General features: G+C 51.1%; 10 protein-coding genes. 5 read left to right on the forward strand and 5 right to left on the reverse strand.

What is annotated here, in order from left to right; genetic code table 11:
* Positions 1-75 precede the first annotated feature (75 nt).
* Positions 76-1,445 (reverse strand): IS3-like element IS150 family transposase gene (locus AB4H76_RS16550; protein WP_088538165.1). Its coding sequence is split into 2 segments (ribosomal slippage): positions 76-965 and positions 965-1,445, totalling 1,371 coding nucleotides; the frame shifts between segments, so codons are not numbered across the junction.
* Between the two features lie 267 nt (positions 1,446-1,712).
* Between AB4H76_RS16550 and AB4H76_RS16555 the strand changes: the two genes are divergently transcribed.
* The 5 genes from AB4H76_RS16555 to ybdG all read left to right on the forward strand — a co-directional run bounded on the left by AB4H76_RS16555 (position 1,713) and on the right by ybdG (position 5,680).
* A complete protein-coding gene (locus tag AB4H76_RS16555; protein ID WP_001130654.1) occupies positions 1,713-2,831 on the forward strand; it encodes a YbdK family carboxylate-amine ligase in 1,119 nt (372 codons plus the stop codon).
* Positions 2,832-2,896: 65 nt separating this feature from the next.
* Complete coding sequence (locus AB4H76_RS16560) at positions 2,897-3,145, forward strand: DUF1158 domain-containing protein (protein WP_077492017.1); 249 nt, start codon at positions 2,897-2,899, stop codon at positions 3,143-3,145.
* A 64-nt stretch (positions 3,146-3,209) separates the two neighbouring features.
* Entirely contained in the window at positions 3,210-3,578 is a 369-nt protein-coding gene (locus tag AB4H76_RS16565) for an MmcQ/YjbR family DNA-binding protein (protein WP_077492015.1), read from the forward strand.
* Between the two features lie 93 nt (positions 3,579-3,671).
* Positions 3,672-4,325, forward strand: a complete 654-nt coding sequence (nfsB, locus tag AB4H76_RS16570) for an oxygen-insensitive NAD(P)H nitroreductase (RefSeq protein WP_000351475.1) — start codon at positions 3,672-3,674, stop codon at positions 4,323-4,325.
* A gap of 107 nt (positions 4,326-4,432) precedes the next feature.
* Positions 4,433-5,680 (forward strand): mechanosensitive ion channel YbdG, encoded by a 1,248-nt coding sequence (ybdG, locus tag AB4H76_RS16575; RefSeq protein ID WP_001153148.1) that lies wholly within the window; start codon positions 4,433-4,435, stop codon positions 5,678-5,680.
* Positions 5,681-5,747: 67 nt separating this feature from the next.
* Here ybdG and pheP read toward each other — a convergent pair whose 3' ends face one another.
* The 4 genes from pheP to cusF all read right to left on the reverse strand — a co-directional run bounded on the left by pheP (position 5,748) and on the right by cusF (position 11,952).
* Positions 5,748-7,124: a phenylalanine transporter gene (gene pheP, locus AB4H76_RS16580; RefSeq protein WP_000786320.1), complete on the reverse strand. Its 1,377-nt coding sequence runs from the start codon at positions 7,122-7,124 to the stop codon at positions 5,748-5,750.
* 101 nt (positions 7,125-7,225) lie between these two features.
* Entirely contained in the window at positions 7,226-10,369 is a 3,144-nt protein-coding gene (cusA, locus tag AB4H76_RS16585; protein WP_085452621.1) for a Cu(+)/Ag(+) efflux RND transporter permease subunit CusA, read from the reverse strand.
* An 11-nt stretch (positions 10,370-10,380) separates the two neighbouring features.
* Entirely contained in the window at positions 10,381-11,604 is a 1,224-nt protein-coding gene (gene cusB / locus AB4H76_RS16590) for a Cu(+)/Ag(+) efflux RND transporter periplasmic adaptor subunit CusB (RefSeq protein ID WP_000717157.1), read from the reverse strand.
* A gap of 15 nt (positions 11,605-11,619) precedes the next feature.
* A complete protein-coding gene (cusF, locus tag AB4H76_RS16595) occupies positions 11,620-11,952 on the reverse strand; it encodes a Cu(+)/Ag(+) efflux RND transporter periplasmic metallochaperone CusF (RefSeq protein ID WP_000709870.1) in 333 nt (110 codons plus the stop codon).
* Positions 11,953-12,051: the final 99 nt, after the last annotated feature.

Genomic DNA, 12,051 nt, shown 5'->3' on the forward strand with positions numbered 1-12,051 from the left:
GAAGGGACTACCATCCAAATTGTTCGGGTTTGGAGTGGCAGCCCCAGGGTGTACTGACCCCAAAAAGTTGGACAGTTAAACACGAGGCATATAGGTCTGATTCCGATATTCAATTGGAGTCAGACCTTTTAATTTCAGGCTAATTCTTCTGCTGTTGTAGTATTCAATATATTCCGTAACAGCATCCTTCAGTTCGCTTATATTACTGAACTCATCAAGATAAAAACACTCCGACTTTAAGGTTCCAAAGAAACACTCCACCACAGCATTATCCAGACAATTGCCTTTTCTGGACATGCTTTGTTTAATACCATGTTCTTTAAGGATATTTTGATATCTTCTCATACGATACTGCCATCCCTGGTCAGAGTGCAGAACAGGATGCTCGTGAGGATTAAGCTTTTTGAATGCCTGATCGAGCATATTCTCAACCATGTTCATCACTGGTCTTTCCGAAAGGCTGTAAGAAATAACTTCGTTGTTGAAGAGATCTATTACTGGAGACAAATACAGCTTGCGCCCATTGACTGCAAATTCAGTAACATCGGTAACCCACTTCTCGTTTGGCCGCGTAGCCTTGAAATCTCTTTGGAGAACATTAGGGGCGGTTTGCCCTACATCTCCTCTGTAAGAGCGGTATCGCTTGACCTTAATCGCTGCTTTAAGTGAGAGGGTTCCCATCAGGCGCTGAACAGCTTTATGGTTAATCTGTTTCCCTTCTCGATGAAGAGACAGCGTTACCCTACGGTATCCGTATCGGCCTCTATTCTCGTGATAAATCTCACTAATACGCTTTTTAACGTCCGCATACTTGTCAGGCTTGCTGAGAGCCTTTAGATGATAATAAAACGTACTGCGCGGTATCTCCGCAGCCCTGAGAAGCTCATCAAGAGGATAAAACTGCCTTAGCTCGTTGAGTACTTTCACTTTTTCGTGGGATGAGCTAAGGCTTTCAGCTTTTTTAGATACATAAGCCGCGTTTCAAGAAATCGAACTTGCCTTTCAAGATCCTCAATGCGTCGGTCTTTTGACAGCTCCAATGCTGATGCCGCTTTTTCTGGATCAACTGATATTGCAATGTTTCTTTTGGTGCCAATCTTGAGCGCGCGTAAACCAGCTTCTCCGCGCTCTTCATAGACCTTCAGCCACCTGGCTACAGAACCACTACCAGCAAGCATAAAGTGAGCAGCAGCCTGATTAAGGGACATGTGCTGCTCGATCACAGCTTTCACGACCTTAATACGCAACTCTGGATCAGCACTAACGCCTTTAGGTTTGGGAATTAAACCTTTTTCTCCATGTTTTTCATAGAGGGCAACCCATGTCCTGACCTGGGTTCGGGGGACACCAAAACGTGCCGAGATGATCCTGTAACCATCATCAGTTGTGAAGTAGTGATTCACGACTTCAAGGCGCTTTTCAAAAGGGTATTTTGGCTTTGACATATTAGGGGCTATTCCATTTCATCGTCCAACAAAATGGGTGCAGTACAACTGAAGCTGAACCCGTTTTTTTCTGCATGACTCAATCGTCAAAATTCTTCGCCACCAGTCAGCACTGCCATAACTTGTCACATTGCAAAAGTAGCCAAATTGCTTCAGGCACCATCAGTTCACCATCACCAAAAAAAAGAAACATTCCAGAACTTCCGCATCTCGCCCAGCCGCTCCGACTTCTATACTGAATAGAAAACGCCAACATAAGAGAAACCTATGCCATTACCCGATTTTCATGTTTCTGAACCTTTTACCCTCGGTATTGAACTGGAAATGCAGGTGGTTAATCCGCCGGGCTATGACTTAAGCCAGGACTCTTCAATGCTGATTGACGCGGTTAAAAATAAGATCACGGCCGGAGAGGTAAAGCACGATATCACCGAAAGTATGCTGGAGCTGGCGACGGATGTTTGCCGTGATATCAACCAGGCTGCCGGGCAGTTTTCAGCGATGCAGAAAGTCGTATTGCAGGCAGCCACAGACCATCATCTGGAAATTTGCGGCGGTGGCACGCACCCGTTTCAGAAATGGCAGCGTCAGGAGGTATGCGATAACGAACGTTATCAACGCACGCTGGAAAACTTTGGTTATCTCATTCAGCAGGCGACCGTTTTTGGTCAGCATGTCCATGTTGGCTGCGCCAGTGGCGATGACGCCATTTATTTGCTGCACGGCTTGTCACGATTTGTGCCGCACTTTATCGCCCTTTCCGCCGCGTCGCCATATATGCAGGGAACGGATACGCGTTTTGCCTCCTCACGACCGAATATTTTTTCCGCCTTTCCTGATAATGGCCCGATGCCGTGGGTCAGTAACTGGCAACAATTTGAAGCCCTATTTCGCTGTTTGAGTTACACCACGATGATCGACAGCATTAAAGATCTGCACTGGGATATTCGCCCCAGTCCTCATTTTGGCACGGTGGAGGTTCGGGTGATGGATACCCCGTTAACCCTTAGCCACGCGGTAAATATGGCGGGATTAATTCAGGCCACCGCCCACTGGTTACTGACGGAACGCCCGTTCAAACATCAGGAGAAAGATTACCTGCTGTATAAATTCAACCGTTTCCAGGCCTGTCGCTATGGGCTGGAAGGCGTCATTACCGATCCGCACACTGGTGATCGTCGACCGCTAACGGAAGATACCTTGCGATTGCTGGAAAAAATCGCCCCTTCCGCACATAAAATTGGCGCATCGAGCGCAATTGAAGCACTGCATCGCCAGGTCGTCAGCGGTCTGAATGAAGCGCAGCTGATGCGCGATTTCGTCGCCGATGGCGGCTCGCTGATTGGGCTGGTGAAAAAGCATTGTGAGATCTGGGCCGGTGACTAAGCCGGGAATTGCCTTACAGAAGAATATCCCTGACAATGGTGTTTTAACTTACATTTAACAATGTTATGAAACACCCTTTAGAAACCTTGACCACCGCAGCAGGCATTTTGCTGATGGCTTTCCTCTCTTGTCTGCTGCTGCCCGCCCCCGCACTGGGGCTGACGCTGGCACAAAAACTGGTGACCACATTCCATCTGATGGATCTTAGTCAGCTTTACACTTTATTGTTTTGTCTGTGGTTTTTAGTGCTGGGCGCTATTGAGTATTTTGTTCTGCGCTTTTTCTGGCGACGCTGGTTCTCGCTGGCGGATTAAACGTCGATTATCGCCGTACTTCGCGGCATACTTTGCTTATTCTCCTTCGCCTAAAGGAACGTTTATGGATAAGCAATCACTGCACGAAACGGCGAAACGCCTGGCCCTTGAGTTACCCTTTGTCGAGCTTTGCTGGCCTTTTGGCCCGGAGTTCGATGTTTTTAAAATTGGCGGCAAGATTTTTATGTTGTCGTCGGAGCTGCGCGGCGTCCCCTTTATCAATCTGAAGTCCGATCCACAAAAATCCCTGCTAAATCAGCAAATATTCCCAAGCATCAAGCCAGGGTATCACATGAATAAAAAGCACTGGATTTCGGTGTATCCCGGCGAAGAAATCTCCGAAGCGTTACTTCGCGATCTGATCAACGATTCGTGGAATCTGGTGGTTGATGGTCTGGCTAAACGCGATCAAAAAAGAGTGCGTCCAGGCTAAAGCGGAAATCTATAGCGCATTTTTCTCGCTTACCATTTCTCGTTGAACCTTGTAATCTGCTGGCACGCAAAATTACTTTCACATGGAGTCTTTATGGATATCATTTCTGTCGCCTTAAAGCGTCATTCCACTAAGGCATTTGATGCCAGCAAAAAACTTACCCCGGAACAGGCCGAGCAGATCAAAACTCTCCTGCAATACAGCCCATCCAGCACCAACTCCCAGCCGTGGCATTTTATTGTTGCCAGCACGGAAGAAGGTAAAGCGCGTGTTGCCAAATCCGCTGCCGGTAATTATGTGTTCAACGAACGTAAAATACTTGATGCCTCGCTCGTCGTGGTGTTCTGTGCAAAAACCGCGATGGACGATGCCTGGCTGAAGCTGGTTGTTGACCAGGAAGATGCTGATGGCCGCTTTGCCACGCCGGAAGCGAAAGCCGCGAACGATAAAGGTCGCAAGTTCTTCGCTGATATGCACCGTAAAGATCTGCATGATGATGCAGAGTGGATGGCAAAACAGGTTTATCTCAACGTCGGTAACTTCCTGCTCGGCGTGGCGGCGCTGGGTCTGGACGCGGTACCCATCGAAGGTTTTGACGCCGCCATCCTCGATGCAGAATTTGGTCTGAAAGAGAAAGGCTACACCAGTCTGGTGGTTGTTCCGGTAGGTCATCACAGCGTTGAAGATTTTAACGCTACGCTGCCGAAATCACGTCTGCCGCAAAACATCACCTTAACCGAAGTGTAATTCTCTCTTGCCGGGCATCTGCCCGGCTATTTCCCCTCAGATTCTCCTGATTTGCATAACCCTGTTTCAGCCGTCATCATAGGCTGCTGTTGTATAAAGGAGACGTTATGCAGGATTTAATATCCCAGGTTGAAGATTTAGCGGGTATTGAGATCGATCACACCACCTCGATGGTGATGATTTTCGGTATTATTTTTCTGACCGCCGTCGTGGTGCATATTATTTTGCATTGGGTGGTACTGCGGACCTTCGAAAAACGTGCCATCGCCAGTTCACGGCTTTGGTTGCAAATCATTACCCAGAATAAACTCTTCCACCGTTTAGCTTTTACCCTGCAGGGGATTATCGTCAATATTCAGGCGGTATTCTGGCTGCAAAAAGGCACCGAAGCGGCAGATATTCTGACTACCTGCGCGCAGTTGTGGATCATGATGTATGCGCTGCTTTCAGTCTTCTCGTTGCTGGATGTTATTTTGAATCTGGCGCAGAAATTCCCGGCAGCATCTCAGTTACCGCTGAAAGGGATATTTCAGGGGATTAAACTGATCGGCGCGATTCTGGTCGGCATTTTGATGATCTCGCTGCTGATTGGTCAGTCGCCAGCGATTCTGATCAGCGGTCTTGGTGCAATGGCTGCCGTGCTGATGTTGGTATTTAAAGATCCGATTCTTGGTCTGGTGGCAGGTATTCAGCTTTCCGCGAACGATATGCTGAAACTGGGCGACTGGCTGGAGATGCCGAAATACGGCGCGGATGGCGCGGTGATCGATATTGGGTTAACCACCGTCAAAGTGCGTAACTGGGACAATACCATTACCACTATTCCCACCTGGTCTCTGGTTTCTGACTCCTTTAAAAACTGGAGCGGGATGTCAGCATCTGGCGGGCGACGTATTAAGCGCAGTATCAGTATTGATGTCACCAGTATTCGTTTTCTTGATGAAGACGAAATGCAACGTCTGAATAAAGCGCATTTGTTAAAGCCTTATTTAACCAGCCGCCATCAGGAAATTAATGAGTGGAATCGCCAGCAAGGTTCTACGGAGTCGGTATTAAACCTGCGCCGAATGACCAATATTGGAACCTTTCGTGCCTATCTGAACGAATATCTGCGTAACCATCCGCGGATTCGTAAAGATATGACTTTAATGGTACGCCAACTGGCTCCAGGTGATAATGGTTTACCGCTCGAGATCTATGCGTTTACCAACACCGTGGTGTGGCTGGAATATGAAAGCATTCAGGCTGATATATTCGATCACATATTTGCGATTGTCGAAGAGTTTGGTCTGCGACTTCATCAGTCGCCAACCGGCAATGATATTCGCTCTCTGGCGGGTGCATTTAAGCAGTAATTAAAAAAACCGCTCTCATCGAATGGATGAGAGCGGACATCGTTTTGTCGGATGTAGCGTGAATGCCTTATTTCCGACGCAGCGTTTTAAATGCCACAAACAGGAATACAATCCACACCGGCAGCAGGATCGCTGACAAGCGCATATCATCCATCGTGCACATCAGCAGCAAAATCATGCCGAGGAAGGCGATGCAAAGATAGTTGCCGAACGGATAAAGCAGCGCCTTAAACTGTGTTTCACGCCCCTGACGTCGCATCGCTGCACGAAAACGCAGATGCGCCAGACAGATCATAATCCAGTTCAACAGCAGCGTTGCTACCACCAGCGCCATCAGCAGACCAAACGCTTTTTGCGGCAGCAGATAGTTGATTAACACCACCAGCGAAGTGATCGCTCCGGAAAGCATCAGCGAGTTAATCGGCACACCGCGACGGCTGACGCGAGTCAAAAACTTCGGCGCATTACCCTGCACAGAAAGGCCAAACAGCATGCGGCTGTTAGAGTAAACCCCGCTGTTATACACTGACAGCGATGCTACCAGAATGACGAAGTTCAGCGCAGAAGCTACCACGTTGCTGTCGAGATTATGGAAAATCATCACAAACGGGCTACTGTTGGATTTCACTTCCACCCACGGATAGAGCGCCAGTAAAACCACCAGTGAACCGATGTAAAACAGCAGGATGCGATACACCACCTGATTTACCGCTTTTGGAATGCTTTTTTCCGGATCGCGCGCTTCAGCGGCAGTAATCCCAATCAGCTCCAGACCGCCGAAGGAGAACATAATTACCGCCAGCGACAAAATCAGCCCATTCCAGCCGGTGGCGAAGAAACCACCGTAGCGCCAGAGGTTGTCGATACTGGCTTTCTCGCCGCCGTGACCAGAAAACAGCAGCCACAGGCCAAAGCCGATCATACCGATGATCGCCAGCACTTTAATCAGCGCAAACCAGAACTCGGTTTCGCCATATAAGCGCACGTTCACCAGGTTAACGGCGTTGATGATAATAAAGAAGGCGGCAGCCCAAATCCACGTTGGAACATCCGGGAACCAGTACTGCATATAGATGCCCGCAGCGGTCAGCTCTGCCATTCCCACCAGCACGAACATTACCCAGTAGTTCCAGCCAGAGAGGAAGCCCGCAAACGGTCCCCAGTATTTATAGGCAAAGTGGGCAAATGAACCGGATACCGGCTCCTCAACCACCATTTCGCCAAGCTGGCGCATAATCAGGAAAGCGATGATCCCGGCGACGCCGTAGCCCAGCAATACAGCCGGACCCGCCATCTGAATCGCCGGGCCAATGCCAAGAAACAGACCAGTACCAATTGCGCCACCCAACGCAATCAGTTGAATATGACGGTTATGTAATCCGCGATGAAGCGTCGGCTCTTGATTCGACGCAGTATCTTCCGATACGGTTGACGCGTTTTTCACGCCTTTCCCCTGTGTGTCTTTTTTGTTGAGGGGCACCTTTTAACATTTAGTGCCCATCGTCGCAAGACACAATCCACACGGTTAAACGGGGTATCCTGCTTTTATTTCCGTACCCGATGTCGGTGCAGCCACATCAGCTTATACGCCGCCGGGATAATAAACAGCGACAGCAAAGGTGCGGTGATCATGCCGCCAATCATCGGCGCGGCAATCCGGCTCATCACCTCTGAACCAGCCCCCGTTCCCCACAGAATCGGCAGCAGACCGGCGATAATCACCGCCACCGTCATCGCTTTCGGGCGCACGCGCAGGACCGCGCCGTGATATAACGCCTCATCCAGCTTCTGCTCGCTGAATGTTTGTGGATTATTCAACGACGGCACGGCCTCTATGGCGTGACGTAAATACATCAGCATCACCACGCCAAATTCGGCGGCGACCCCGGCGAGGGCGATAAAGCCAGTGCCCGTCGCCACGGAAAGATGAAAGCCCATCCACCACAGCAACCAGATGCCGCCCACCAGCGCAAACGGTACGCTGCTGATAATCAGCAACGCTTCGCCCACCCGACGGAACGCCAGATACAACAGCACGAAGATAATCATCAACGTCATCGGCACCATGAGTTTAAGCTTATGGTTGGCGCGCTCCAGTAGCTCGAACTGCCCGGAGAATGCCACGCTGGTGCCCGGTTTTAACTGCACTTTTTCAGCTATCGCTTTTTGCAAATCGTGAACCACCGACACCATGTCACGATCGCGGGCATCGATATAAATCCAGCTCGTCGGGCGCGCATTCTCGGTTTTCAGCATCGACGGTCCGGTAGAGACTTTAATGTCGGCCACGTCTGCCAGGGTGATTTGCTGCTTCATCGGCGTCAGGATCGGCAGCTGGCGCAGTGCCTGCGGACTATCGCGCCAGCTTTGCGGATAACGCAGATTAATTGGATAACGGGCAATCCCTTCCACCGTTTCGCCAACCATCGCCCCGCCCACCGCAGAAGTCACAAACAACTGCACATCCGCCACCGTCATACCGTAACGTGCGGCTTTTTCACGGTTAATCTCAACGTTGATATAGCGCCCACCTTCCAGCCGCTCGGCAAGCGCAGAAGCTACGCCTGGCACCGTTCGCGCTACTTCTTCAATTTGCTCAGCCATCGCGTCGATATCCGCCAGCACAGTGCCGGAAACTTTAATGCCGATGGGGCTTTTAATGCCGGTTGAGAGCATATCGATACGGTTACGAATTGGCGGCACCCACAGATTCGCCAGCCCCGGCAGCCGCACGGTGTTATCCAGTTCCTCAATGATTTTGTCCATCGTCATGCCTGGCCGCCACTGCTCCTGCGGCTTAAGCTGGATGGTCGTTTCTACCATCTCCAGCGGAGCAGAATCGGTGGCGGTTTCCGCTTTCCCGGTTTTGCCAAATACCCGCGCCACTTCAGGTACGCTCATAATTAGCTTGTCGGTTTTTTGCAGCATACTCGCCGCCTCTGCTGCGGAAATCCCCGGCAGCGTCGATGGCATATACAACAAGTCGCCTTCATTGATCTGCGGTAAAAATTCCCCGCCAACTTTATTGAGCGGCCAGAGAACCGTCAGCACCGAAAGCGCCGCCACCAGCAGCGTGGTTTTCGGCCAGTGCAGTACTTTCAGCAACAGCGGATGATAAACACGAATCAAAAAGCGATTGAGCGGGTTACTGCTTTCCGGCGGAATTTTGCCACGGATCCAGTAGCCCATCAGGATCGGGATCACTACGATCGCCAGCAGCGCCGCACCCGCCATCGCATACGTTTTGGTGAACGCCAACGGGCCAAACAGACGCCCTTCCTGCCCTTCCAGGGTGAAGATCGGGATAAACGACAACGTGATAATCAGCAGACTGATAAATAGCGCCGGCCCCACTTCAACAGACGCATCGGTGATCACCTGCCAGCGCGTTTTATTATCCAGCGTGGCGTCAGGATGCTGGTGCTGCCACTCTTCCAGCCGTTTATGCGCATTCTCGATCATGACGATAGCAGCATCGACCATCGCCCCGACGGCAATCGCAATGCCACCCAACGACATAATATTGGCATTCAGTCCCTGGAAGTGCATGACAATAAAAGCAATACACAACCCCAGCGGCAACGAAATAATCGCCACCAGCGCCGAGCGCACATGCCAGAGAAACAGCGCACAGACTACCGCCACCACAATAAACTCTTCCAGCAACTTGCCGCTGAGGTTGTCGATGGCGCGGTCAATGAGCTGGCTGCGATCGTATGTTGTAACTATCTCCACGCCTTCCGGCAGACTACTTTTCAGCGTTTCCAGTTTGTCCTTCACGGCGGCGATCACTTCTCGGGCGTTTTTGCCGGATCGCAGGATCACCACCCCGCCCGCCACTTCGCCTTCGCCGTTTAGTTCGGCAATGCCCCGGCGCATCTCCGGGCCAATCTGGACCTTCGCAACATCGCGCAGATAAACGGGCACGCCATTTTCACTGGCTTTTAAAACGATGTGATTAAAGTCGTCGAGCGTTTGCAGATAGCCGCTGGAGCGCACCATATATTCCGCTTCCGCCAGTTCGATCGACGAACCGCCCGCTTCCTGGTTTGAAGCATCCAGCGCGCTTTTTACTTCGGCGAGACTGATGCCATACTGCGCCAGGCGCTGGGGATCGATAACCACCTGATACTCTTTCACCACACCGCCCACCGACGCCACTTCCGCAACGTCAGGGATGGTTTTCAGCTCATATTTGAGAAACCAGTCCTGTAATGAGCGTAAATCGGCCAGATCGTGCTTACCGCTGCGATCCACCAGTGCATATTCATAGATCCAGCCAACACCCGTGGCATCTGGCCCCAGCTCGGCGCTGACTCCCGCAGGCAGCTTACCCTGTACCTGGTTGAGGTACTCCAGCACCCGCGAACGCGCCCAGTACGGATCGGTGCCATCTTCGAAAATGACATACACATAAGAGTCGCCAAACTGTGAGAAACCGCGCACAGTCTTCGCGCCAGGCACCGACAACATGGTGGTGGTTAGCGGATAAGTCACCTGATTTTCAACGATTTGTGGTGCCTGACCGGGATAGCTGGTTTTAATAATAACCTGCACATCGGAGAGATCCGGCAGCGCATCCACTGGCGTATTAATGATGGTCCAGGTGCCCCAGATGCTCAGAAACAACGCGCCCATCAGCACCAAAAAACGGTTCGCCACCGAGCGACGAATAATCCATTCAATCATTGGTTATTCCCTCAATGCGCATGGGTAGCACTTTCAGAGCGCATCCGCTCCAGTGCGCCAGAAATATTGGCTTCGGAATCAATCAGGAACAGGCCGCTGGAAACCACCTTTTCACCTTCCGCCAGACCAGAGCGTAATGCGGTGACGCCTTGCGATGCCTGGAAAACAGCAACGCGTTTCGGTACAAAGCGCCCGTCGGCATCAACGGTAATCACCCGCTGTTCGCTGCCGGTATCAATCAGCGCTTGTGACGGAATGAGCAGCATCGGTTCGCTGGCGGTGTTGAGTTGCAACCAGGCGTTCATGCCCGGTTTTAGCGCCTCGTCGGCGTTGTCGACTTCCAGACGCAGCTGCAGCGTGCGGGTCGCGGCATCCACGCCAGGTAGCAGCGTCCATTTGCGGATGGTGAGTGTTTTATCCGGTCGCGCCGGAACGGTGAGGGTAAACTGCGAGGCATCTTTCACCAGCCAGGCGATAGACTCCGGGATCGCAGCAGTGACCCACACCGGGTCCATACCCTGAATTTTCGCTACCACGTTATCTTTGGCGATATTCATTCCCGCGCGCAGATCAAACGCGGTGATCACGCCATCAATGGGCGCTTTGAGCGTAAAGCGAGTCTGGATTTTTTGCGTGGCGATCAGGCGGCGAATATCCGCCTCCGGCATTCCCGCCAGTCGCAGCCGCTCAAGAATGCCTTCAGTCTGGGTCGCCGTACCGCCGGTTTCGCGCAGCAGTAAATACTCACTCTGCGCTTCCACCCAGTCAGGAATGGTCAGGTCGAGAAGCGGTGTGCCCTTTTGTACTTTATCGCCCACGGTAAGCGGATACACCTTGTCGATAAACCCGGCAGCGCGAGCCTGCACAATGGCATACTGATACTCGTTGTAACTGACATTCGCCGGGAAACTCTGGGCAAAAGTCAGCGGTCCGCGCGTGACGGTAGCCGTTTTCACCCCCAGATTCTGCGTCTGAGTCGGGTCAATGCGCACACCAGACGCAGAACTCTCTTCATCGGCATATTTCGGCACCAGATCCATATCCATAAACGGCGATTTACCTGGTTTATCGAACCGCGTATTGGGATACATTGGGTCATACCAGAATAAGATTTTACGTTCTGCGGTCGACGTTTTTTCTGCAGGCGGTTCCGCCTTTGCAACCCAGGTAAAACCTGCCGCAGAAATAATACCGCCCGCGATCATGCTGCCGATAATAAGCGCGATTTTTTTCATCTCATTAAACCTGGGTTACTGGCTGACTTTAATATCCTGTAATAAAGAAAGGTTGCCCTGCTGGACAAAATTAAACGCCACTTTGTCGCCGGTTTTAATTTCACTCATTTTCGTCTGCGGGGTGATGGTAAAGCGCATGGTCATCTCCGGCCAGTTCACGGCAGCAATCGGATCGTGATGGATGGTGATTTTTTTGCTTTCCAGATCAATACCCTTTACCACGCCAGTGGCGCTAATAACCTGTGGTTGTGCTTCGCTCATGGTTTCATGATGATGTTCGTTAGCCTGGGCATTAAAGCCAATAACGGTAAACAGACTGAACATTGCGACTTGCAGTGCTTTTTTCATTTATTCTCTCCTGGAGTTAAAAGTCATACTCTAAATAATTCGAGTTGCAGGAAGGCGACAAGCGAGTGAATCCCCAGGAGCTTACATAAGTAAGTGACT

Origin of the sequence: Escherichia sp. UTM R2 (assembly GCF_048593455.1) — a bacterium.
Classification (GTDB): Bacteria; Pseudomonadota; Gammaproteobacteria; order Enterobacterales; family Enterobacteriaceae; genus Escherichia; species Escherichia coli.

Bases quoted from the DNA above. Each gene is read 5' to 3' on its own strand.
- AB4H76_RS16555 (WP_001130654.1), top strand. From the start codon at position 1,713: ATGCCATTACCCGATTTTCATGTTTCTGAACCTTTTACCCTCGGTATT.
- cusB (WP_000717157.1), bottom strand. From the start codon at position 11,604: ATGAAAAAAATCGCGCTTATTATCGGCAGCATGATCGCGGGCGGTATT.
- nfsB (WP_000351475.1), top strand. From the start codon at position 3,672: ATGGATATCATTTCTGTCGCCTTAAAGCGTCATTCCACTAAGGCATTT.
- AB4H76_RS16560 (WP_077492017.1), top strand. From the start codon at position 2,897: ATGAAACACCCTTTAGAAACCTTGACCACCGCAGCAGGCATTTTGCTG.
- cusA (WP_085452621.1), bottom strand. From the start codon at position 10,369: ATGATTGAATGGATTATTCGTCGCTCGGTGGCGAACCGTTTTTTGGTG.
- ybdG (WP_001153148.1), top strand. From the start codon at position 4,433: ATGCAGGATTTAATATCCCAGGTTGAAGATTTAGCGGGTATTGAGATC.
- AB4H76_RS16565 (WP_077492015.1), top strand. From the start codon at position 3,210: ATGGATAAGCAATCACTGCACGAAACGGCGAAACGCCTGGCCCTTGAG.
- cusF (WP_000709870.1), bottom strand. From the start codon at position 11,952: ATGAAAAAAGCACTGCAAGTCGCAATGTTCAGTCTGTTTACCGTTATT.